Below are 25708 nucleotides of genomic sequence, written 5' to 3' on the forward strand. Positions count from 1 at the left end.
ATCGTCATCAGTCGGCATATTGCTCTTTGACTTGCTCCTTCTGTGGTTTTCTTGAGCGTTTAAGCCAAAAACACGAGAAAGACGAAGCAAAAACAAGCAAATGTTCATTTTCTAGTACATGGGCTCTGTAATCTTTGTCTGAATCAGTGATATACTCCCCCACCGAATAGTGACAGTAATTGTTTATAGAGAAAAACAATGGCAGATTTATCTAAATACAGAAACATTGGTATTTTCGCGCACGTAGATGCGGGTAAAACCACCACCACTGAGCGTATTCTGAAGCTTACTGGTAAAATCCATAAAATTGGTGACACGCACGACGGTTCAACAACGACTGACTTCATGGAGCAGGAAGCTGAGCGTGGTATCACAATCCAGTCTGCAGCAGTGAGCTGTTTCTGGAACGATCACCGTCTGAACGTTATCGATACTCCAGGACACGTTGACTTCACAGTTGAAGTATACCGTTCCCTGAAAGTACTGGACGGTGGTATCGGTGTATTCTGTGGTTCTGGTGGTGTTGAGCCTCAGTCTGAAACAAACTGGCGTTACGCGAACGATTCACACGTATCTCGTCTGATCTTCGTAAACAAGCTGGACCGTATGGGTGCAGACTTCTTCAACGTTGTTGACCAAGTGAAAAACGTTCTTGGCGCTACGCCTCTGGTTATGACACTGCCAATCGGCCGTGAAGATGACTTCGTTGGTGTTGTTGACGTTCTGACACGTAAAGCTTACGTGTGGGACGACACAGGTCTGCCAGAAAACTACGAAGTTCAAGACATCCCAGCTGACATGGTTGACGATGTTGAAGCTTACCGTGAAGAACTGGTTGAAACGGCTGTTGAGCAAGACGACGACCTGATGGAAGCTTACATGGAAGGTGAAGAGCCTTCTATCGAAGAGCTGAAGCGTTGTATCCGTAAAGGTACTCGTGACCTGGCGTTCTTCCCTACTTTCTGTGGTTCAGCGTACAAAAACAAAGGCATCCAGCTGGTTCTGGACGCAGTTGTTGACTACCTGCCAGCACCAACAGAAGTTGATCCTCAGCCGCTGACTGACAAAGACACTGGTGAAGCGACTGGTGAAGTTGCAACTGTATCTGCAGACGAACCATTCCGCGCACTGGCGTTCAAAATCATGGACGACCGTTTCGGCGCCCTGACTTTCGTACGTATCTACTCTGGTAAGCTGAACAAGGGTGACACCATCCTGAACAGCGCAACTGGTAAGACTGAGCGTATCGGCCGTATGGTTGAGATGCAAGCAGACGACCGTAACGAGCTGACTTCAGCACAAGCGGGTGACATCATCGCTATCGTTGGCATGAAGAACGTTCAAACAGGTCACACACTGTGTGATGTGAAGAACGAATGTACTCTGGAACCAATGATCTTCCCAGTACCAGTAATCTCTATCGCTGTTGCTCCTAAGGACAAAGGCGGTTCTGAGAAGATGGGTATCGCGATCGGTAAGATGGTTGCAGAAGATCCATCATTCCAGGTTGAGACTGACGAAGAAACTGGCGAAACTATCCTGAAAGGTATGGGTGAGCTTCACCTGGACATCAAGGTAGACATCCTGAAGCGTACTTACGGCGTTGACCTGATTGTTGGTCAGCCACAGGTTGCTTACCGTGAAACGATCACGCAGCCAGTTGAAGACAGCTACACGCACAAGAAGCAGTCTGGTGGTTCAGGTCAGTTCGGTAAGATCGACTACCGCATCAAGCCAGGCGAGCAAGGTTCAGGCTTCAAGTTCGCCTCAACTGTTGTTGGTGGTAACGTTCCTAAGGAATTCTGGCCTGCAATCGAGAAAGGTTTCGCTGGCATGATGGACACAGGTCCTCTGGCGGGCTTCCCTGTTCTTGATGTTGAAGTTGAGCTGTTCGACGGTGGCTTCCACGCAGTTGACTCATCTGCAATCGCATTTGAAATCGCAGCGAAAGGCGCATTCCGTCAGTCTATGCCGAAAGCGGGTCCACAGCTTCTTGAGCCAATCATGCACGTTGACGTGTTCACTCCAGAAGATCACGTTGGTGACGTCATCGGTGACCTGAACCGTCGTCGTGGTATGATCAAAGACCAACAAGCGGGCACAACTGGCGTACGTATCAAGGGTGATGTACCTCTGTCAGAAATGTTCGGCTACATCGGTACTCTGCGTACAATGACTTCTGGTCGTGGTCAGTTCTCTATGGAGTTCGCACACTACGCACCATGCCCAATGAACGTTGCTGAAGCAGTTATCGCTGAGCAAAAAGAGAAAAACGCTAAGAAATAATTTTTCTTAACGACTTCTTCAATAACCCCGGCCTGGTGCCGGGGTTATTTTTATCTATCGAACGACGCGTTCGACTCCAATTCTCTTCGTCTCATCGCATCAGACGGTCTTCCAGTCCGCCCCTTCTGAACGCGGCTTGCCTACGTTTGCAGCCAAAACACTCATGTCACAACGTCAACATCAACTGTCACGCTGCATCAAGTGACTGCGCACATTCAGTCAGATAACGCAAAAGGCCATACTGCTTCAGCCAGACCAGCTGCTCCGGACGTTTCACCAGAAAGCGGCCACTATAGTTCAGCGCGTTGGCGAACACCCCTTCAATGTTGTTCTGACTTCTCGGAAAGACCAGCATCCATCGTGCTGTCAGTAAGATGTTGTAGGGCTTGCAGTGGTCACCGTCAACCAAAGATAACCGCGTCAAGGCCTCGAGATAGCTCGCATACAAGGCCTCAACCTCTAAAGTCTGGTGTGTAAACAACATGTGCCTGAACGGCAGGGTCCCCCCAACAATACACGGCTCCAGAGGGATCTCCGCTTTGACCAGTTGCATGTGGCGATGGAGCTGACTGGCCCCGGCAAGGGGACCACTGTTATAGAAACCGAGTACATCCTCACTGGTAAACCCCAGTCGCCAGGCCTCAAAATCTGCGCGGGAGAGCGGTGCTGACTGGGGGACAAAACCTGCCGAACAGATCAGCAAGTGAGGTGACAGGACCGGAAATTTATTGAGCAGGCAGACATGGTCCGGCCCCGCCTGAGCCACGTACATGGCCGGCTCGTAGGGCAGAAAAGGATTGGCACCCGGTGCCAGAGCAATCGGCTTCTTGCGGGCATTTTGCGAAACGACATACCCCAAAAAATCGATCCCTTGCTCTGAGATAATCTCAGCCTCGGTGGTGATCGGCATTAAATCGCCGCTATCCAGCGCCTGCCGGGTAACGGTTTCAGCTTGATTCCAGAACATTGATTTATCCTTTTCTCGCCCTGAAGGCATTGCATCTCAGGTCATTAAATCTTATATATATCACGACCACTTCAGCGCCAAACCGAACGTTTGCTGAATTTTTAAACATGTGTATGTATTAGTTTACACATTCATGCGCTTCCCGTTGACGCTTAAACCCGGCGATTCATAGCCGCCGCAGGAGAAAATTTGTATTATCTACGGCGTTGAAATGAACAGGCTTTCCCACCTACCTTTTGCTGACTCCAAAGCATGGCGGTGACTCCAAAGGAAAGCCGGATAAACTGCGTTCGGTCAAACAAGTTTATCGCACGGCTATTATCGTTCGGTCAAACCTTAATACCCTCATGGTTCAACAATCCGTTTCTGAGCAGCTTTCAATCGATCAGAAGCGATTAATCTCTGAAAAAAGGGCGCTTACCCGAAGGTAAGCGCCCTTTTGTCGCTCCTGAACTTATTTTTGCGAATTAAATCAGCTCAGCGGCCAGCAAAAAGCAACCAAACAGGAAACTCATCACCATCGCCAGATGGCCACCTGCGGCTTGATATCCTTCGGCGACGGCCGCTTGCGTGCCTTCAATGGCGACAGCTTGCGACGCTGACGAGCTGACAGGCTGTGCCGGCGCCCGGCGTACCTTCAGCGTCATTGCCATGGGTACGAAAACAGCCAGGAAGACCAGAATAATCCCAGCGTAGCCCAGAACCGCCAGGAACTGGTCAGCAGCCCACAGAGCCCCCATCAGTGGGAAGATAAAGGTCATCACATAGGTTACGGCTCGATTCTGTTGAAACGTGTCGACGTTCTGATCAAACAATGCCATCGCTACACCAAGGAACGACGTCAGCAGGGCCAGGCCCGTGAAGACTGACAGGACAGCACTAATCGTGCCGTGATTTGCACCCAGTGCGACAATCAGCTCGGAAACGTTAGCGAATGTGCCCATCTGCGCTGGTGTTAAATTCCCCATGGCTGCATACAACCACAGCAGGTAACTGAACAACGGGATAAGAGAGCCGAAAATCACCATGTTTCTCAGCTGGCGATGCGTTGCTTCCTGGTTGTAAGAAACCAAGGATGGGATCACCACCATAAAACCAAAACTGGTAAACAGAACTGAGCTGGTTTTCACCAGTGCCAATTTGTCTGAGCTGCTGGCAACCAGCAGATTTTCGAGCGACAAGGTCGGTACCAGTGACATCAGCGTCACAGCCAGCATCACCACCATTACAGCAAACAGTGCGCGGTTGAGCTTGTCTATGACCGCGGTCCCGGCGGCGACAACCGCACCGGCCAGCAGGGTAAAGGCAATTTGACTCTGAACCATACTCAGCTCCAGCCCGATGCCGGAGAGCACTTTACGCACCAAATCCCCTGCCCCAATGATATAAGCCATCAACAGACAAACGAGCAAGGCGTAGAGCAGACCATTGGTGACGAACTGGCCGCCTTTACCTAAGGTTTTACGGGCAATGCTATTCATGCCCATCCCACCACCAGACTTGATACTGGCTTCCAGCAACAAAAGTGCAGCATAAGTGGTCCCCATCCAGATGAACAGCATCATCAGGGTGCCCCACAGCCAGCCGAACTGCGCCAGTACCATTGGGATCGCCAACATACCTGCACCCAGTGCAGTACCCGCAATGATCAGCGAGCTTCCAAGTAACTTTAAATTCACAACAATAATCTCTGAAAAATTGGTCAAAAAAGGGGTTCCGGCATCAACAAGGATTGAGGCCAGCGATCAGGCTTATCTGTCGTCACGATTTCCGGAATTGCACTGTGGTCAGCAGTGTGGATTTCAAATCAGTGAAATCGGTCCCATCGGGATCAGACAAAAATCAGCGTGAAAAGCTAAATCGAGAAACGGTCAGAAAGCCGTAATACTGAGAGGTAAAAGCAGGAAAGCGGAAAGATTGGCAGTGCAGGCGTTTCACCGTACTGAGCACCGGTAAAAGCCGATTCATAGCTGTAATTCGCAGCCCAGGCGAATGATGTGTCATTTATCGTACTCCAAAAAACGATATTACTGGATGGCAGAATAATCATCCTTTGATTATTCTATTTTCGTTCGGTCATTTGGCAACTTATAGGGCTGAAGTATAAAGCTCAACAACCGATAATGGAATCTAAGATTTCAAATTCTGCAAATCGGTTTCCTGCCACCAATACCAAGGTTTTCTTGTTATCCTGCAAAGCACAACGCCATTCACGGCGAACGCACCACCGACGAAAATCCCTCAAAAAGCCCTCACCACCTGCGTGGTAAGGGCTTGGTTTAACATGACTTCAAATGTTTACTGAGCTCAGTGAAACTTGCTCAGCGTCAGATTCACGGACTCTCCGAAGAAGCTCTCTACGGTAATCACCGTATTCTCACCCTGGTAGAAATAATCGGCCCCTTCCATTTTCCAGAGGCCCTTGACAACCACATCGATTGACACGGTTGGTGTTGGCTCTGTTTCATGAAGCATCAGCTCTGGAGATGCAACACTCAGATAGGCCGCCTCCCCTTTCAGCTGAATCAGCGCCTGTGCCGTGGTGCTCAGTGAGCGCAGCGGGCCATATTTAAACTCCGCGTGTCCCGTGCTGCTGTAGCCGAACAAGTTATTGGTCCGGTTGCGGATATACATCCCGTGGTCATCGGTCTTGCGAGTCACAAAGTACGGATACCGCTTCATCTCCGCGGCAAATACAGCCATATCCTCCGGATTGGTTTGCATCACCATCACGTATTCATAACGCGCATCTTCTGGTGCACGGCCATGATCAATCCATGCCGTGGAGAATTCACCGAAAGTCGCCTGCTTGGTTTTATCATGCCGGGATTGCTGCGGTCCACAGCGAACATGCACGGTACCGACATCCTTGAGATAATAGCCCACACCGTTATCATCAATGATCCAGTCCCCGCTTCCCAGCGTTTCTGAGAAGTTTTCATCCTGATGGCGGACGCCATTGATCCAGATCCCTTTCGACGGCTCCCCTATCGCCAACTGGAACAACGTGGTTTCGGTCTGGTGGTGACCGTCAGCATTGCGGATACCATTGCCGGTCAGGAACAGCTTATCATCGACGGCCATCACATGTTTTTCTGCTTCAAACGTCGATTCGAACTTACGGATATCCGAAGGTGCTTTGTGTTTAAAGGTAAACAGGCTGAAGCGCTCATTCAGCGTGGTCGCACCGCTGATCCCTTCTTCCGAACGTACCATCAGGCTGTGTTTGTTCGGACTTTCCAGCTGATCGTAATCCAGATGGATCGACGTCGCACCCGGATTACGGTTCCAGTCCCAGCCCTCCTGTTGATAGCCGAACTGTTCCGGATCCCCGTATGGCATCACATGCACGCTGCCGTGACTCTGGTAACGGCCGTAGCGGTTGTCTTTGTAATAAATTTCAGAGGACCAGACATCCTTGTTGTATCCCTTCAACACCGCCATCCGATCGCCATATCGGTGCACGACAAATCCACCGCCATTAAAGCTCCAGCTCCCTTGCGGTAATTTCGCCGGCGCGACCGATTGCCCGAAAATAGACTGGCTTTGCGCCTGCGGGGTATTGGTTACCTGCAGGAAAATCGATGCGAGCTCCTGATCGAGCGTCGGATAGGCTTTGGCCAGGTACTCCAGCCCGCTCTGATAGTGCATCACGCCCAGCTTGCCGAACGGATGTCGGCCAGACAGTGCCAGCGGCACATACGGGTTGCTATAACGCCAACCAGCGACCATGACCGATTTCAGGCTGTCGAGGGCCTGGGTCTCCAACGCAAAGCTCGAGCGCTTCAGGACATAAGCCACCAGCGCGGCCCGCTTAAAGGCATGGAATGCATAGCCGGGATAATGACCTTTATGACGCCACGCGGTGCCGTCCGGACGGAAACCGTCATGGTAGCCGGGTGGTGTCTGGCTCAGAGCATCGGAGAAAAAGGCGGAGAACTTATGCAGCAGCGCCACTCGCTCGCGAACATCCGGGTTCAACAACAGCAGCGCTAAGTGTTGGTTTGACAACGTATTCAAGTAGTCCAGATCGGAACTCTGGCTGCTCAGCACCATATCGAAGCTTTCTTTGAACTCGCGCGAGAACCAAACCAGCGCATCATAAGTCGGTTTGAGCAAATCATGCTTTTTCAGTTCATCAGCCATCATCAGCGCAGAAATATACCACCAGCGCGCGCCATATCCCCAGTGGTGGGTTGTGACCAGGCTACTGCCCTCAGTATAGCCCTGATCCAGAAGATGCTCAGTCATCAGGCGATACATGGTTGCAACCTGCTGGCAATCCCCTTTAAACGACGGGTCGTGATACGCCTTGGCTAAGTCCAGCATCAGATCGGTGTAGTCTGAGATTTCAGCATACTCATCAAACGCCGCTTTATCCGCCGGCAACAAATGATCCGGCTGATAGATGGTCTTTTGGTAGCCCGAGACAATATGACGGCCGGTGATCACATCCTGCGCGTCTTTCTGAATATTGAAGGCATTGAATCGTTTCTCCAACGAGGCGAAATTGCCAGAGCTACCGCTGTATTGCTTAATCAGTTGCGATTGAATTGTTTTCGCATCGTCCAGCTCAGTTTGCGTCGGCACCGGCAGCGTGTCCGGCAGCCCAAAATCAATTTCCGGGATGTCGTAACGGGTGGTCACCTGATGATCCGACCACTGATAGCGTTTGTCATCCACCGAGACCATCACCCGATCAATAAAGAGCGGCGCCGCACTCTCGGTTAATGCTGTCGGTGCGTGGAAGGTGAGTTTTGCCAGATGGTCGGTCACAGCAGGTTTGAAGTCAGCATTCAGAGACACACCGACGGCACGCCAGCCGGTGAAATTCATCTGAATCTTCAAATCTGTTGATTCCCGGCCTTCCTCATCCGACAGCACCACGGTCATGGTGTCATCCACGGCAACGGGGTTGTAGAGCCAGAACGACAGCACTTGCGTCGCGCCGCGCCCATAAGCGCGAGTGGCCTCGGCATCGGTCATGCGCTCAAAAGAATGGTCGATAGTGAGCGTATCACCCTGCTGCCAGTGCCACAACAGGGACTGTTCGCCGTGAATCGCACGCAGCTGCGTCAGTTCACTGTGATGATTTTGGACAAACGAAGGCAGCCGGGCTTCCTCAAAACTCAGGATCTGAGATTGAAGTTGGTTCGCGTTGGCTATTCCTGTGATCCCTAACGAAATTGCGGATGCAAGAATGAGTTTGCCTACCACCTGAGTGATGGCGGGAGATGTTGTTTTTTTCATTGTATTTTCCTGAATGACCTATGTTGGTCGGACACGGATAACACAAGTAAGCGTCTTCCAAATCTGGAATATTAAATGCCAACCGCTAAACGCAAGCCAAAACATACCTATAGCGCATGGTAAACAGATTCGAAAAAACAGATTCAGTCAAACGCAATCAACGCGCTTCTCACTCCTCCACAGCGGCTCTTGGCGAAGCCAGCAGGACCGTCTTATCCGTGACCCCTTTACGGACAATCACGCTGTCCGCATTGTGCTCGCGGGTTTCCACCAAGCGGGGCACCACCCGGTCCGATTCCACCACTTTGACATATTGCAGCTGACCGATCCGGTACAGGCTCGAGCGTGGGATCAACAACACCGCCTGCTCACCGGTTTGAATCGTCAGGCGGGCGAACATGCCCGGATACAGCTGCGTTGCCGGAACCTGCTCCGGCAACGCCAGCTTCACTATCACACTGCGTGAGCCGGTATCGGAAGCCGGGGTGATCTCCTGAATTTGCCCTGACAGACTCTGTTCCAGCACCGGCAACGAAATCGGCCAGCGCTGATCAAGTTGCAGCAAATGCCGCTGGCTGGCGGGGATCGAGCTCTCCAGCATCAGCGTTTTTGGATTATAAAGACTCAGCATCGCCACTCCGGGGGAAGCGATATCGCCCTGATGTACCAGCTTCTGGGTGATCACCCCATCAAACGGGGCCGCAATGATGCTATAGCCATAAGTCGTCTGGGCTTCTTCCAGCGATGCCTGCTGGCGTTTCAGCTCTGCCTGCGCCGTCTGCAAGGTACTGAGCGCCGTATCGAGTTGCGACTGCGAGACCAGTTTCCGCGCCACCAGCGATTGCATCCGCTGATATTCTTTCCGGGCAACATTGAGCTGCGCCTGCGCGCTGGCCAGTGCCTGCTCGGTCTGGCGAACCCGGGCATCTAAATCTAAATTGTCCAGCCGGATCAGAATATCCCCGGCTTTGACCGAATCGCCCACATCCACCAGCACATCTGCCACCTGCGCGGTGAGACGGGCCGACAGCGTCGCCTGCTGATCGGCAACAATGGTCCCGGTGTAACTCTGTTGCACCGGAATGTGCACGGATTCAATCGGCACCGTTTGCCGACCCGCCAGGGACTCGCCCGGCATCGACTGGTGCTCGGGATCGATTTTCGCGACAAAACCACCTGAGATGGCATAAAACAACACGCCAAGTCCGGCAAATGCAGCAACCGTCAGTCCACTTTTCTTCCTGTTCATCTTTTCGCTCCCTTTCTCAGTCGCTGGTCACCGCCTGGGCATCTATCTGATCCGCTGATTGCGCAGACGCCGAGGGTGTTCCCGTCTCTTCCTCGCCTGCCTCGGCCGGCAACCCATGACCCGGCTGGTTAGCGTAAGCCAGGTGGTACACCACAGGGATCACCAGCAGCGTAAACAAGGTGGATGCCGAAATCCCGAAGATAATCGCCCAGGCCAAGCCGTTAAAAATCGGGTCGAGCGTGATCACCACGTTCCCCAGCAACGTCGTCCCGGCGGTCAGCAAAATCGGCCGCATCCGCACTGCCCCGGCCATGATCAGCGCCGGTTTTAACGCCATCCCTTCGCGCAACGACTGATGAATAAACTCAATCAGCACCAGCGAATTTCGCACCACAATCCCGGCCAGCGCAATCATGCCGATCATCGCCGTTGCGGTGAACAATGCCGGATTCGGGATCCCGTTAATTTCCGTGGCTCCCAACTGATTGAGCAACCAGAAACCGGGCATAATCCCGATCACCGTCAGCGGGATCGCCAGCATGATCATGCCTGATACCGCCGGCAGCCCGGTTTGCAGCACCATGACGATAAACACGCCCAACAGCGCGGCGCCATAGGCAATCCCCAGATCACGGAACACATCCAAGGTAATTTTCCATTCCCCTTCGCCGCTCCACACCACCGAAATACCGTCCGGTAAAGTCCAGTGATCCCCGCCGCCGTTACTGAAATAAGTCCGTTCCTGCAACGTCCGGGGCGTCTGAAGGTGAACGGTTGATCCTTGGGCAACTTCGGATTCAGTTGAATCCTCTGCCGCGGATTGTAAATCCGTCATCACATCGACCACCACTTCTGCCGGCACCCGCCCCACAGCCTCGGCAAAGACATAGACCACCGGCCTGAGGTTCTTGCGCATCAGCGGTTGCGGCGCATCGACTTCCACAAATTCGCCCAGCTCAGAGAGTTGCACCAGCGGCTGTCCGGCATCCACCACCCGGCCCTGCTCGACCCGTTTGGCAATCCCCGGCATCCCCCGCACATACAGATTCTCCAGCGCGCTGAGATCATCGCGCTGATTGCGCGGCAACCGAATGGTGATTGGCAGCGGGTTTATCTCATGTTCGTCCTGTAAATAGCTGACCACCCGTCCCTCATTCGCCGCGGCCAGCGCCTGATTGATATCACGCACCGATACCCCGGAGAGCGCGGCTTTTTCCTGATCGACCCGGAACTGCCAGGAGGTCAGCGCCCCCTGAATGCTGGTATCGGTTTCCGCCACCAGCGGCTCGCGAGATAACCGTTCAGCCACCCGGTGCGCCGCTTGCTGAAGTTCGGCATACGGCGTGTGAGGCTGGCCGTACACTTCAGCGACAACCGTAGCAATCACCGGTGGTCCCGGCGGCATTTCAACCAACTGGATATCGGCCCGGTGCCGCGCGGCAATCGCCGTGAGGTCGGTGCGCAGTCGCGTCACCAATTCATGGGACTGCTGCTGACGCCGGTGCTTTTCGGCCAGCACGATCCGCAGCTCTCCCTGATGAGACTGATTGCGCATAAAGTAGTGCCGGACCATGCCGTTGAAATCCATCGGCGAAGCCGTCCCGGCAAAACCGGACACCGACACCACTTCCGGCACCGATTGCAGATAATCCGCAAAGTCACTCAGGGCGTTCGAGGTCTGCTCGACGCTACTGGTCTCCGGCATATTCAGCACCAGCTGGAACTCATTCTTGTTGTCATAAGGCAGCAACTTAAGCGGCACAATCCGCAGCGCCGGCAGCATTGCCGCCAGCACAAACGCCAGCCCAACCGCAGCCAGAAACAGCACACTGTTACGTTTACGGGCCAGCAGCGGACTTAACACCCGGTCATAGAGCCGGTACAGCAAAGTGTTTTCCACCCGATACCCACTCGACTGCTTGACCGCTTTGAGAATGTGCTTCGCCAGCCAGGGCGTGATCAGAAAGGCAACCACCGTACTGAACACCACGCTAATCGGCACGTTGAATGCCAGGGGGCCCATGTACGGGCCCATCATCCCGGTAATGAAAAACATCGGCGTGAACACAATGATAATCGCCAGCGTCGACATCAGCAGCGCACTGCGAATTTCGCTCATCGCCAGCACAATCGCCCGGGATTTCGGCAATCCCCGCCGTTTGAGGAACCGCTCAATGTTATCGATACTGGCGATCGGGTCGTCCACAATCAGGCCCAGCGCCAGGATCAGCGCAAACAGGGTGACCCGGTTGATGGTATAGCCAAACGCCAGGTCCATCGCCAATGCCGCCCCGTAGCTGATCGGGATCGCAATCCCCACCACCACCGCCGCGCGCCAGTTCAAAAAGACCCCGACGAAGACCACCACGGTCAGGATCGACAGGCCCAGACTGGATACCAGATTGCCGACTTTCCCATTGGCCGTCTCACCGTAATTGCGGATCACCGACACTTTGACATGGGGCGGAAGCTGACTGGCGGCGATCGTATCGAGGAGCTTGACGACATCATCAGCCACCCAAACCGCGTTACTGCCTTTTTGTTTCGCGATTGAAAGGAACACCGCCGGAAACGGCTCTGACGAACTCACCGTGTCCGGTGAAGCCTGCTGCGCAGCCGGTCCCCAGTGAAACCAGGTCTGGCTTTGCGCCTCATCGGGGCCATCCGTGACCGTGGCGATATCACGCAAATAAACCGGATGCCCATTGATCACATTCACCACAGTATTCGCCACATCATCGGCATCACGGAAAAACTGCCCGCTCTCCAGCTGATACACTTGACTTTGCTGGTGAATCGTCCCCAGCTGCTGGTGCTGATTGGTCAGGGCAAATGCCTGCTGAATATCTTCTACCGTGGTCAGGCGGCTTGCCATGGCCGGAGCATCCAGGGCGATCTGGATCACCCGCGGACTACCGCCAACCACCGCCACCTTATTGGTATCATCCAATGCTTGCAGTTGGATCACCGCTTGCTCGGCGATTCGACGCAGCTCCGCCGGGCCGGTCAATTCGGGACGGGTACTGTAGAGCGCCGCAACCAAAATCGGCACATCATCGATTTCAATGGGCTTCACCGCCCACTGGGTCACGGAAGGAGGCACCAGATCCAGGTTGGAGTAGATTTTGTTATACAGCTTGATCAGCGCTTCTTCGCGCTGCTCGCCGACATAGAAGCGGACAATGACCTGCGCTGCGCCTTTCATCGACGTGGAATACACATCTTCCACCCCGTCGATTTGCGTCAGCAGCTTCTCCAATGGCTGAGTGACCTGGTTCTCGACCTGGGCCGGTGACAATCCCGGCGCCTGGATCAGGACATCGGCCATCGGCACGATAATTTGCGGGTCTTCCTCACGCGGGGTCAGCCACAACGCAGCAGCACCGGCTATGAGGGCTAACACAATCAAGATGGGCGGAAATAAGCTATGGAGAAAACGTCCGACAATACCGGACTCTGCCGCCCCTTGCCCGGCTTCGTCCGTCGGATGCACTTGTTCCGAAGTGGGTTTGACCTTATCTGTCATCGCTTTCTCCCTCGCTTCCTTTCAACCGGTAGCCACCCGCAGCCCCTGAAATCCCAAGTTCCGCCAGCATGGCTCATGGTGAATACAATTGACGACATCCATGTCCAGAGTAGCTGAATCAGTGCTGCTCGATGGTGATCTCAGCAGCTTTTTCTTGTTTTTCAGTCCACAGGCAGCTGACCAATGTTCCGACAATCATACTGACCACAAACACCAGCATTTCAAAACGACCGCCAGACAGCGAGGTCACAGCCGGTCCCGGACAGATCCCGGCAATCCCCCACCCCAGGCCGAAAAGCACGGAACCGAACACCAATCGACCGTCAATGGTTTTCTTCTGGCTCAAGTGAAACTCCGCTCGGCACACCGGCTGAGCACGACGGTGAATCAACACCCAGTACGCCGGGGCAAAGACCAGCAACGCCCCGCCCATCACAAAGGCCAGACTCGGGTCCCAGTGGCCCGCCACATCCAGAAAGCCAATCACATTGGCCGGATCAACCATGCCGGAAACCATCATCCCCATGCCGAACAGCAAGCCGGCCATCAAAGCAATCAATCGAGAAATCAAATTAGAAAACATCGTAGCCTCTTACCCATGAACCCGAACATAGACCGTGGTAAATGCCGTGGCCATAAACACCAGCGTTGCAACCACGGAACGCTTCGAAAACCGGCCCATGCCGCAAATCCCGTGACCGCTGGTACAACCGTTAGCAAGCTTAGTGCCCATCCCCACCAGCACCCCGGCAACCGCGAGCATGCCCAGCGATGAAACCGGCAACGACGGCGGCAGCCTAAAGCCCAGCCCCGGAGCGATCACACCGGCAAAGACCATACCCACCAGAAACAGCAGCCGCCAGGAAAACTCGCCCGGCTTCGGATTCAGGATCCCGGCGACAATCCCACTGATCCCGGCGACCCGGCCATTAAACAAAAGCAACAGGGTTGCCGAAGCACCCAACATCATGCCACCGAATAAAGCAGGCCAAGGCCATGTTTCCATTATTTACTCCTAACCAGTCAGTGATTCATTTTCCATTAGAGATTACTGAATCACAAATTTTAGTCAATACTAATTTAGCCTAAAATCCATTAGACAAATCTAAAATTAAAAATTATAGTGAAGGAAATTCGAACGGCTATCCCAAGGAGTAGGACAATGACGTTAGAAAATGCAGTGCGGGTGTTTGCCGGGTTCATGGTTCTGGTGTCTGTCGCCCTGACCCTGTGGGTCCACCCTAATTTCTTCTGGCTGACCGTGTTTATCGGCGTCAATCTGATCCAAAGCGCCTATACTGGCTTTTGCCCGGCAGCCATGATTCTGAGTAAGCTGGGTTTTCAGAACAGTTCAGCGAAGTAAGCCTGTTTTAGCGGGGGTCCGCACCCCGCAACCCTTAATTGATTTGGAGCGAGCAATGACAAAAATTCTTATCGTCGGTGGCGTTGCCGGTGGTGCCTCGGCTGCTGCACGTGCACGACGTCTAAGTGAAGATGCGCAAATTATCATGTTTGAGCGCGGTAACTTTGTATCTTTCGCCAACTGCGGCCTGCCTTACCATATCGGCGGCGATATCAAAGATCGCAGCAAATTGCTGCTGCAAACCCCGGATAGCTTCCTGGCCCGATTTAACGTTGATGTCCGGGTCATGAACGAAGTCACTCACATTGATCGCCAGAGCAAATCAGTCACGGTCAAGAACCTGCTTGATGGCAATGAATACACCGAAAGCTACGATTTTCTGTTGCTCAGCCCGGGCGCAGCGCCAATTGTCCCGCCGATCCCGGGCATTGATAATCCGCTCACCCACTCACTGCGTAATATCCCGGACATGGACCGGATCATTGAAACCATCCAGATGAACAAGCCCGAGCATGCGACCGTGGTCGGCGGCGGCTTTATCGGCCTGGAGATGATGGAAGCATTCCACCAGCTCGGGATCAAAACCACCCTGGTGGAGATGGCGGATCAGGTGATGACGCCGGTCGATCGCGAAATGGCCGGCATCGTTCACGCGGAAATCCGGGACAAAGGCATTGATCTGCGCCTCGGTGTGGCACTCGAAGCCGTTGAGTTCGAGCCCAATATCTCTGTCGCCAGCGAAGATGCCGGGGAGCCCGTTTCGCACCAGCACCTGGAAGGTGAGCTGATCCTCAACCTCAATAACGGTGAAAAGCTCACCACGGATCTGTTGATTATGGCAATCGGCGTTCGCCCGGAAATCACGCTGGCGACCAATGCTGGATTGAAAGTCGGTGAGCTGGGCGGAATTTGGACCAACGCGCAAATGCAAACCAGCGACCCGTCGATTTATGCCGTCGGCGATGCCGTCGAAGAGCAGGACTTCGTCACCGGCAATGCCACGCTGGTGCCACTGGCCGGACCGGCAAACCGCCAGGGCCGCATGGCTGCGGATAACATGCTGGGCCGGAATGAAATCTACCAGGGCACGCAAGGCACCGCGATCTGTAAAGTGTTTGATTTAGCCGTCGCCTCCACCGGTAAAAACGAGAAGCAGCTGAAACGCGAAGGCATCGCCTACGAGAAGGTTTTTGTCCACGCCGCCAGCCACGCGGGTTACTATCCGGGGGCAGAGATTGTCTCGTTCAAAATGCTGTTTGACCCGATATCAGGCAAAGTCTTCGGTGCCCAGGCGGTCGGCAAAGACGGCGTCGATAAACGCATTGACGTGATGGCCGTGGCCCAACGTGCCGGCATGACGGTTGAGCAGCTCCAGCATCTGGAACTGACCTACGCACCGCCTTACGGCAGTGCCAAAGATGTCATCAACCAGGCTGCATTTGTTGCCGCGAACATCATCAAAGGCGATGCAACCCCAATCCACTTTGATGAAATCGATCAGCTGACCGACGCGCAAGTGTTACTGGATGTCCGCAACCCGGGTGAGCTGACCAACGTCGGCTATCTGGAAGGTGCCGTCAACATTCCGGTTGATCAACTGCGTCACCGGATGGATGAATTGCCGAAGGACAAAGAGATTGTGGTTTACTGCGCCGTCGGCCTGCGTGGTAACGTCGCCTATCGCCAACTGGTCAACAACGGCTTCAAAGCCCGCAACCTGATTGGCGGCTACCGCACGTATCAGTTTGCCAACGCATAGAAATGGAATAGGCATAATCAATTGCAACTGGATAGCTGGTTGCGTTTATTTTTCAGTATCCAGAAAAAAAGCCTAAAGCAAGTTGCTTTAGGCTTTAATCAACCTCCTGAAAATGATAAATAATCTTCCTCAGGTGTTTATTACGGCATCAATTAGTTGGAATGATGCTTTTTATAACTGCGATGCTTCCAATCGTAATGATAACGGTGAGACCATTTCTCGCTACGATTCGGACTCATGCTCACTTCAACCAACTCAATAATAAACAAGCAGTCAAAATACATGGGATCACCGACGCCATTGGTAAACTCGGAGAAGTTCAGCATCCCTGAACGCCGCACAGTCCCTTGATGCCCCTCGTAATCACCCGATGTTTCAATGACGCTATTCTCATCACTGGATGCCCCGGTAATATGAGTGATGTCTTCACCGTCCGGCGAAACAGTCAGTTCATTCACTGGCTGAATTGTAGTCTGCCCCCGAGTAATAATTTGTCCATCCGACAAGTTAAATATTGTGGTTCCGACAAGTTTCTGCCCGCCATTCTCACCGGGCTCAAGATTAGAGAGACAATCGGTGGCGGTCCCCACAAGCTCACCATCTGCAATATTTTTCAATTCAACATCGAAACAGTACGCAGGATCGGGTTGGCCATCACCATCAATATCCGGAACGTCCATTTCGTACATCTCACCGGCACCCACGACATTCAGCGCTAACCGTTGTTTCTCTGCATCATCTCCGGTGCCATCATCAGTGTCGTAGCCATCCGATGTATCGTCCGTGTTATCGTCCGTGGTGTCATCCTCATAACCGTAATCATCCGTCATGTCGTCGCTGGTATCATCACCGGTGTCATAGTCGTCCGATGTATCATCCGTGGTATCATCTTCGTAACCGTAACCATCCGTCATGTCATCGCTAGTGTCATCACCGGTGTCATAGTCGTCCGATGTATCGTCCGTGGCGTCATCTTCGTAACCGTAACCATCCGTCATATCATCACTGGTGTCATCACCGGTGTCATAGTCGTCCGACGTATCGTCCGTGGTGTCATCCTGGTAACCATAGCCATCCGTCATATCATCGCTGGTATCATCACCGGTGTCATAGTCATCCGATGTATCGTCCGTGGTGTCATCCTCATAACCATAGCCACCCGTCATGTCATCGCTGGTGTCATCACCGGTATCATAGTCATCAGACGTATCGTCCGTGGTGTCATCCTGGTAACCATAGCCACCCGTCATGTCATCGCTGGTGTCATCACCGGTGTCATAGTCGTCCGACGTATCGTCCGTAGTATCATCCGTGGTGTCATCATAAGATGTCGTTTCATCACCACTGACCTCATGCTTTGTATACGTATCGCCATCATATACAGAATCACTCGATACATAATTTTCTGAAGCTGCAACGCCGGAATAACCAATACACACTGCCAGTAATGATAGTGTAACCTTATTAAGTTTCATCTCATTTCTCCGGGGACTAATTATGGCTACCGTCATAGGATCATGGTTATAAAATATAACCACACCATCTAAAAAAACATCACAGATGTTTTTTTTGCATTCATTCCACGAAGCAAAGAATATATCAACAAAGAGGTAGGCATTGATAACAACTAAGACAGTTATTCTCAATTCTCACAAATAAGAAGTCACATGAGATGAGGGGCAACTTTAGAAAGGACAGTTTTGATTTTAATAAATCCCATCAAATCGCAATAAAATAAACCCTGAATGTCCCATCACGCCAAATAAAAACAAATTATAAATAAAACAACAATCTATCTTCTATAAATACCGTCCACCGCCCTCCACACCATCAGTAAATCATAATTAATACCGTGAAAGACAGATTCAACCCATGAGCATACAAAAAACAAAAAGACAGCGTTATAAAACATCGAGAATAAAAAACAAACACTGCTATATCACAAAAACCACGAGCCAGAATCATCAGTTTAGCGATCATCAGCTTAACGCTGAGCCACTGTGTTCATCACCACCTTAAAATAATCTCACTTACAATGGTCATCAATTTCTCCTGTTGAATTTATTTTTCCGATGTCAGGACGGTCTGCAACGGCTGGTCCGGGATCGGCAGATAACGCAGGGAAAACAGCGCGGTGGGGTGACAACTGGTTTGGGTGCGGATCTGAAAGTAAGCTGCCGGCTCAATTCGCGTTGCCTGAAACTGACGACTACTTTTATCTTGCTGAAAAACTTCTTTGATCAGCCCGACATGACACGGCAGTTGCGACAGATAGCGCTGGCGGGTGGCGTTATCGAGGCTTTGGGTGCCGGCACCGTCCTGGACATAAACCTGAAGTCCCAATGTTGTGAGCTGCAAGACCCAAGCAGAGAGTTCAGCATCCGACAGCTTCCCGGCCAGATACAAGCTGATCATCAGCGGGGACGGATACCGGGCGACCTCCCGGGCCAGGATGTCAAAAAGTTGCGCCTGCTGCGCCGGGGTTTCAAAGTCATAATCGCTGAGCTCCAGCGGCAAATAAAGCCCACGGATGTGTTGGCGGTAACGGTTCAGCCAGGGCTGCCATTGCTGATAGGTCGCATGCACGGCGGCGAAATAGCGGTGCAGGTATTGCTGTTGCGAGACCATACCCCGATGAATCTCCCGGAAATATGCTGGATCGGCGTAGAGGCCAAACCACAACTGCATGTCCGCGTCCATCATTGTTCGCAGGTTGCCGGCCAGCCAGCCCTGCGGCCCGCCGAAGGTTTCGCTGCCATAGTGCGACCACTGAATGATCAGGGTGTCTATCCCTTGCCGGCCGAGGGTTTGCGCCAATGCGTGCCACTGTTCGGGGCTGACCGGCCGATCCTGATTCAGCGGCTGATAAAACACTCCCTTCACCGGCTGGTTGCTTGGCACTGAACTGCACCCCCCAACGATCAAACTTGTTAAAAATAAGCCGAGAAACGCAGCAAAACTGCGTTGCCGACGTTTTCCAGTGCATCGTTGTCGAGAATATGCTGCCATTCCAGCCCCACTTCCGAGACGACATCATAGCCGTCGTAATGACTCGGATACCACTCCCAACGCCAGCTGGCACCCAGCCCGAGCCGACTGTCCTGCTGTCTGGCCAGTTCGCTTTCGTTCTCACTCCATTGGGCAAAACCGTACGGCGTCAGCAATTGACGGTGACGTATCGCTACCTTAAATGTCTGCCCCAGCTCATAGCGACCATAGAGGGCATGTCCGTCATCCCGGTTCAGGTAATACAAACCATCGAGGTAGAGATTTTGATACAACCAGCGTGCCTGCGCCTTCCAGGATTTGCTCCAGGCATCACGGGAAAAAACATCGGCGCTAAGCCGCACATACGGCCGGGTTTGAGTGTCACCATCCGAGAAAGACTGCTTCAGACCGGCTTTGAAATAGTAATTCCAGTGCTTGAATGGCTGGTATACAAGCCCCAAATCCAATTCGTTGCTGGCCTGACTGCCACTCTCCGCACGGTACTGGCCACTGTGCAACCCGGCAATCGACAGCGCACTACGCGGCAGCCAGGTATCATCGAGATAATAACGAGCCTCCTCGTAAAGGAAAAAATCCCCGGTGCTGTCTGAATAGCCGGGAACGGCCTGCCCGTTACTCTCCCCAATCCAGCCGGCGACGGTGAATTTCCAGCCCTGCTCCAAATCGCGATGGGCACGACGGAAATAATCCAGCTGTTGCTGCTGACGCACTTCCAGGGATGAGCTGACAGCCAGCTGATCGATATTCTCCGCATAAATTTCAGCGGCCCGGACTTTCCGACCATTTTCAGCCGCCACTCGGGCATATTCGGATTTTAAAATCAGATCGTGGCGGTACGGCTCAACCTGAACCGCTTGCCGAAACAGTTTCTCCGCCAAGAACGGCTGTGTCGGCGCCAGCAAATAACCGAGTTCGGCACTCATGGTACCGCGCTGATCATCGGCATCATTCGCCACAACCGCTGCCGTCAGCGCTGCCAGTTCCTGCGTATCCCCTGCCGCCAGGTAACGCTCCCCCAGTTGCCTGGCGATTTGCGGTGATGGCGCCCAGTGGAAGGCCTGTTTCAACCGCATGTCAAACACCCGCTGATCATTCAGCTCTGCGGCAAGATTCAGCCCGAGCAGCCACCAATATGGGTTTTCCCGGTCAAAGTTGGTGTTGCGCCAGTACGACTCAGCCAGCTCGAACTCACCGACTTCATACAGGGTACGAATGTAGAGATAACGATCCCCATCAGGCAGGAGTGCAGCATCAATGTTGCGCCAGTACGGATAGCTTTTCGAATAAGCTTGGGCCTGCGCATACCAGCGGGCAACAATGGTACTCTCCTCCAGGCTCGGGTTGGCCGGCAATGCCGCGGCATATCGTGTTGCAGCCGCTTCAGGTTGTTCCGCTGCCAGGCAATACGCCACCACCCGCCGGGCAAATACAGTGACGGAATAACGATCCCGCGGAGTCAACGCATCACATTTTTCCTGGATCTGCCATTTATAAGGGCCGATTTTTGCGTTCGGTGCCAGCGCGCTGTTCAGCCGTTCGATATCGGCCACCGAAAACCAGGCGACATTCTGATAGGCCAGCGTCGCCGCCCGACCCACTAAGTTTGAGTGTTTGAGAAAAGCCTTCGGCGTCGTTTGCAGTCCCGCAATAAACATTTCGGCCTGCCGTGCCGGTTGCGGTTCAGGCAACGTACTGAGGGTATACGTTGCCGCGTCGAGATACACTACGTTGCGCGTGCGCTGATACAATTCAAACTGAACTTGTGCCGCATCCTGTCCCATCCCCGCCTGACGCATCGCCTCCGCCAGGGCTTTACGATCGCCTTCGCGCCGACTGTGTTGCAACAATGCAATGATCTGCGGCCACTCCCCTTGTTGCTGATAGTGCTCGACCAGCACCGCACGACGCTTGCGCGCCAGTCCCGGCGATTGAAAAGACTGTTTGGCCAACAAGGAATAAGCCCCGAGAGATTCCGCCAGCGCCAGCCATTTGGCCGGGTTATCCTCGATCGAACACTGCGCCAGCATCGCACGGGCCCGGGGATTGTCATTCACTTGCGCAAGCCGCGTCACCTCTTTCAGACACGGACTCAGTACCCGGCTCTCCTCGGTGATTTGCTGAAGCTGCGCGGTGCTGAGCGCATTCAAACGAGTCAGCTGTTCCCGGTGTCGGTCGGTGATCAGTCCGGCCTGGGCCAAATCGTTGAGCACCGTTTTGGCCTCCTCGAGCCGGTTGGTATTCAGCAACCCATCGACATAGCTTTCCCACAAACCCGTTTTCACCGCCACATCGGTGATCCCGACCACGGTCCGGCGAAACGGCGCGGCCTGCCCCAGGCTCACATACATCTGCGCCAGGTACGCCAGGTCTTTTGCACTGGCCTGCTGTTGTTCTACAAAGCGCTCGAGAATCGCCACCGATTGCGGATAGCGCTGTAGTTGGTACAGGGTATACGCCTCAAACCGCTTGGCCTCGTCAGATTTAAACCGCTCCAGCTGCTTCAGGCTCCAGTTCAGTGCTTGCGTTGCCCCTTTGCGACTTTCGATCGCATAGAGATGGGTCAGATACCATTGCTGGATCTGGGCATCACTCAGCCCCTCGGTCATAGCCTCAAGCTCAAACGGCGCGTACAGCTGGGCATTGCCTGAAGCCTGCAACCTCAGCGTCAGTAATAAATCCCCGCGCTGATCGGCCGGGATCTGCTTGACCAGATGCTCAAGCTCTTCTTCCGGCCGCCCGGCCTTCACACTCAACGTATAGGCATATTTCAAGAAAGGGACATGGCCCGGGATCAGCGTCAGGGCCCGGTTGACCTCTGCCAGCGCGGCCTCATAGTCCTGCTGCTGCTCTTTGCGAAAAGCTTTATCGATATAAGGAAAAGTACGAAATTGCTGATATTCCGTGAGCCCCTGATAAATATCATCCGCAGGCTCAGCAGCACGGGCAAAGCCTGTCCACCCTGCCAGGTGAACCACCACCACCATCAATCCAACCACCAGGCCGCGTGTCATGGTTGCCGCTCCCGGTACTGCTCGATCAGTTGTGCAATCGTCCGCTGCTGCTTGGCCTGAAGCTGTAGTGCCTGCTGTACGCCGGCTTCCGAGACATAACCACGGCTGATCAGAAACGCCCCCAGACTCTGATCATCGACCGACTCAAAAACCAGGATCGCCTGGTTCAACACCGCCGGCTCAATTTGCCGGGACGAGAGCAAGCAGGCGCCCAACTGGCATTGCGAGGCATAATAGCTGTCCAGGATCATTTGCTGTTGTTCCGGCGAGATCACCCCGTCATTCATCGCCGCCGTCAGGGCCGGAGTCGGATTGGTCTCCTTTACCGCCAGATACCAGTAGCGCAGTCCCAGGGTCACTGCGCCGTTAGTGGTGATCACCCACTGTGCCGGGCGTTTGAGTCGACGCTCAATCGCTGCCAGCGCGACCGGGCTGAGGGCCGATTCCTTCCCCAGGATCAAGATGTCGTTGTCCATCGCCACAGGTAAAACGGCATATTTGAGCGCCAGTTTCCTGGGCACCAGGGCAATCAGGCTTTCATCTAAGGTAAAAGGATCGCACGCCTGATAACCGGCATGATATTGCTGGGCAATCGCCATACTGAGTGCGTGATTGGTCACCAAGTGCGCGCACACCAGATACATTCCCAACCGCTGATGTTGCGGACAGTCCAGGATCGCGCGATCCAACCGGCTCTGGCTCAGGTGGCCGTGCTCAACCAGGATCTGGCCGAGAGGGACTTTGCGCGATTCCATCGACACGCTGGGGAAATAATGCTCTGTTTTATCCCAGGCGACCCGGCGTGGATCGCCCTGCTGGATCACCTGATGCAGCGCCCGCAGGTTGGCCGAAAAGTTAATAATATTGCCCCACAGGATCCGGAGTAAAGACAGCCCACCTTCCCGGTAGCCATAATACTGGCTGACGAAATAGAACCGCTGCAACAGTCGATTGAGCAGCAGCCCGGTATTGATATAGAGCAATGACCGGGTCAGGGCATCATCGGTAATAATCGACATAAACCGGTAACTGTCGTCCGACAGATAACTGTAGATCAGCAGGGAAAGCAGTTGCAGCAACAACAGCATGGCCAGAAAACCGGCGGTATTGTTGACCAGCCCACGCCGGTCCCGCCACAGAAAATAATTAACCCGCCAGTCTTTGGTCCACTTATGGGTTTTAAAGCCCTGAAACACAATACCAATGATCCAACGGCTCTTTTGCCGCACGGCGGTATGATAGGTATCCGGAAAGTGCTCACGCACACACACCACACTGCCTTCGCGCATCGACACCCCGCGCGCGTCCTCCCTCAGCGTGGTTTGCTCCCGATCTTCGACCGGAAAACGAACAAAAATTTCATTCATGCCCCACTGTTTGAGACGAAAGCCGATATCGTAGTCTTCGGTCAGCGACTGAACATCAAACGGCAACCCGTCTCCTTCCACCAACAGCCTTAAGATCGCCTGGCGGCTAAAACAAGTACCGACGCCGGCGCTGGGCACCTGGCCGGCAATGGCTTCGCGCACCACAACATCCTTGCCGTGCAGCTCGGCAAACTCATCGGCATAGTGACCCGGCGTCATCTCGTACCATTTTCGGGTATAGGGATAAACCGGCAACTGGATCAGATCTTTACCGGGCAACAGGTAGTTAAACAGCCGCAGTTCCATCGGCGACAAAATATCTTCAGCGTCATGGAGAATAAATCCGACGAATTCCAGCTTGGCTTTTGTCTCAAACTCAACAATGGAGGCAATGATGTTATTGAGACAATCCGCTTTGCTGGTCGGCCCCGGCCGGGCACAGACGACTTTATGAACATGGGGATAACGCGCGCACACGCTATCGACATCTTGCTGGGTTTGCGGATCATTGGGATAGGTGCCGACAAAAATCTGGTAATTTTCATAATCCAGTTTTGACGCGGCCAGCTCAGCCATTTTGTCGATCACTCCGTGCTCCTGCCAGGCCGGCACCATGATCGCCAACGGCTGCTCGGCTTTGGTGTAGAGCTCTACCGCCTGCTTGCGAGTGTATTTCTTATAGACAGTGTTTGAGCGCCAGGCGCGCCGTACCCAATAGCACAGGTCAATGAAGAGATCGTCGAGGCCACAGATCATCAAGGTGATCATCAGCACAATCAGCACTGACTTCAGGCCATAGAGATACGTAACGAAGAAATCAAACCAGCTCATCAAACACCTGCTGCACCGCTTCGGCAATCAGGCGGGCGGCCTGACCGCTGCCATACGGGTTGATGACCCCCTTTGCCCGCCCCTGCGCCAACAACAATTCCGCCGCTGAGACAATTCGCGCCACATCCGTGGCTCCGGCCAGCTGCGACAGCCCCATCGCCAGCGCTTCCGGGCGCTCGGTGGTTTCACGAAGCACCACCACCCGGGTGCCGAAGGTCGGCGCTTCTTCCTGGATCCCGCCCGAATCAGTCAATACCAACGCCGACTGCGCCAGCACCTGTTGCAGCGCAACATAATCGAGCGGTGGCACCACGGATGCTGCCGGGCAGTCCGCCAGACCCGTCATCACAGCTTGTTTCACGGCCGGATTGGGATGGGTTGCAACCATAAATGTCAGGTCCGGCTGTTGTTGGCTCAACGCTTTAATCGCAGTACAAATCGTCGGGATCGCGGCCCAGTTTTCACGCCGGTGGGCCGTGACCAGCACTTGATTGGTCTCACCAGCGGTAATCGTGCCACTTGCCAGCAGGTACTGCTGGGCATCAATGGCTGTATTTCCGGTGACGAGAATCGTTTCCCCGCTGACGCCTTCTTGCAGCAAAGCCAGCTCGGCCGCCCGGGTCGGGGCAAAATGACGGTTGGCAATTTTCGCAACCAAGACGCGATTGAGCTCTTCGGGAAATGGGTGATGCAAATCGCCGGAACGCAGCCCGGCCTCGACATGACCGATCACCGGGACTTGATGGTAGAAAGCAGCCAGCGCGCCGGCGAGGGTCGAACTGGTATCGCCATGGACCAGGACACACTGATACGTCTTGTGGCTGAGTTGCTGATCAATATGATTGACCAGCCCCCCCAGCAGGGCCGGCAGGCCCGTTCCTGCCGGACGCTCGAAGACAACATCGGGCTGGATGCCAAACACCGCAAAGGTTTGTGCTGCCAGCGAATCATGCTGCCCGGTATGACACCAATCGATGGCATGTCCGCTGTTTTTAAAGGCCTGATAGACCGGCGCCATTTTGATAATTTCCGGCCGGGTTCCCGTCACGATCAGGATTTCATGCGCGTATTTCTTCATGACTCCCCTCAA

The 25708-nt window shown here is 53.7% G+C and carries 15 protein-coding genes; 3 read left to right on the forward strand and 12 right to left on the reverse strand.

The genetic code is table 11. The annotated features are described in order from the left end of the window. Window positions 1-198 precede the first annotated feature (198 nt). A complete protein-coding gene (gene fusA, locus NH461_RS09865; RefSeq protein WP_261600186.1) occupies window positions 199-2286 on the forward strand; it encodes an elongation factor G in 2088 nt (695 codons plus the stop codon). Window positions 2287-2473: 187 nt separating this feature from the next. Here fusA and NH461_RS09870 read toward each other — a convergent pair whose 3' ends face one another. The 7 genes from NH461_RS09870 to NH461_RS09900 all read right to left on the reverse strand — a co-directional run bounded on the left by NH461_RS09870 (window position 2474) and on the right by NH461_RS09900 (window position 14284). After that, on the reverse strand, window positions 2474-3253 hold the full coding sequence (locus tag NH461_RS09870) for a phosphorylase (RefSeq protein ID WP_261600187.1): 780 nt from the start codon (window positions 3251-3253) through the stop codon (window positions 2474-2476). A gap of 467 nt (window positions 3254-3720) precedes the next feature. Then, a complete protein-coding gene (locus NH461_RS09875; protein WP_261600188.1) occupies window positions 3721-4932 on the reverse strand; it encodes an amino acid permease in 1212 nt (403 codons plus the stop codon). Between the two features lie 628 nt (window positions 4933-5560). Further along, entirely contained in the window at window positions 5561-8503 is a 2943-nt protein-coding gene (locus NH461_RS09880; protein WP_261600189.1) for a chondroitinase family polysaccharide lyase, read from the reverse strand. 169 nt (window positions 8504-8672) lie between these two features. Then, window positions 8673-9752 carry an efflux RND transporter periplasmic adaptor subunit gene (locus tag NH461_RS09885; protein WP_261600190.1) on the reverse strand — a complete coding sequence of 360 codons (1080 nt, stop codon included), beginning with the start codon at window positions 9750-9752 and terminating at the stop codon, window positions 8673-8675. 16 nt (window positions 9753-9768) lie between these two features. Beyond that, window positions 9769-13278: an efflux RND transporter permease subunit gene (locus NH461_RS09890; protein ID WP_261600191.1), complete on the reverse strand. Its 3510-nt coding sequence runs from the start codon at window positions 13276-13278 to the stop codon at window positions 9769-9771. Window positions 13279-13396: 118 nt separating this feature from the next. Continuing rightward, the gene (locus tag NH461_RS09895) at window positions 13397-13861 is read right to left on the reverse strand and encodes a YeeE/YedE family protein (protein ID WP_261600192.1); all 465 of its coding nucleotides are present in this window, start codon (window positions 13859-13861) and stop codon (window positions 13397-13399) included. Between the two features lie 9 nt (window positions 13862-13870). Further along, complete coding sequence (locus NH461_RS09900) at window positions 13871-14284, reverse strand: YeeE/YedE family protein (RefSeq protein WP_410000077.1); 414 nt, start codon at window positions 14282-14284, stop codon at window positions 13871-13873. A gap of 156 nt (window positions 14285-14440) precedes the next feature. On the opposite strand from NH461_RS09900, the gene NH461_RS09905 reads away from it, so the two are divergent. Both NH461_RS09905 and NH461_RS09910 read left to right on the forward strand, forming a co-directional pair. Next, complete coding sequence (locus NH461_RS09905; protein WP_261600193.1) at window positions 14441-14641, forward strand: DUF2892 domain-containing protein; 201 nt, start codon at window positions 14441-14443, stop codon at window positions 14639-14641. A gap of 55 nt (window positions 14642-14696) precedes the next feature. Beyond that, complete coding sequence (locus NH461_RS09910; protein WP_261600194.1) at window positions 14697-16400, forward strand: FAD-dependent oxidoreductase; 1704 nt, start codon at window positions 14697-14699, stop codon at window positions 16398-16400. Between the two features lie 152 nt (window positions 16401-16552). On the opposite strand, the gene NH461_RS09915 is transcribed toward NH461_RS09910, so the two are convergent. From NH461_RS09915 to wecB, 5 genes are all read right to left on the reverse strand, one after another. Then, the gene (locus NH461_RS09915; RefSeq protein ID WP_261600195.1) at window positions 16553-17875 is read right to left on the reverse strand and encodes a hypothetical protein; all 1323 of its coding nucleotides are present in this window, start codon (window positions 17873-17875) and stop codon (window positions 16553-16555) included. A gap of 586 nt (window positions 17876-18461) precedes the next feature. After that, a complete protein-coding gene (locus NH461_RS09920) occupies window positions 18462-19301 on the reverse strand; it encodes a DUF4434 domain-containing protein (RefSeq protein WP_261600196.1) in 840 nt (279 codons plus the stop codon). Between the two features lie 29 nt (window positions 19302-19330). Beyond that, window positions 19331-22420, reverse strand: coding sequence for an NfrA family protein (locus NH461_RS09925; RefSeq protein ID WP_261600197.1), 3090 nt, complete (start codon window positions 22418-22420; stop codon window positions 19331-19333). Then, window positions 22417-24618, reverse strand: coding sequence for a glycosyl transferase family protein (locus NH461_RS09930; protein ID WP_261600198.1), 2202 nt, complete (start codon window positions 24616-24618; stop codon window positions 22417-22419). The genes NH461_RS09925 and NH461_RS09930 overlap by 4 nt, the downstream gene beginning before the upstream one ends. Next, complete coding sequence (wecB, locus tag NH461_RS09935; RefSeq protein WP_261600199.1) at window positions 24605-25696, reverse strand: non-hydrolyzing UDP-N-acetylglucosamine 2-epimerase; 1092 nt, start codon at window positions 25694-25696, stop codon at window positions 24605-24607. Before wecB ends, NH461_RS09930 begins: the two co-directional genes overlap by 14 nt. Between the last annotated feature and the right edge of the window lie 12 nt (window positions 25697-25708).

It is taken from the genome of Photobacterium sp. TY1-4, from assembly GCF_025398175.1.
Classification (GTDB): Bacteria; Pseudomonadota; Gammaproteobacteria; order Enterobacterales; family Vibrionaceae; genus Photobacterium.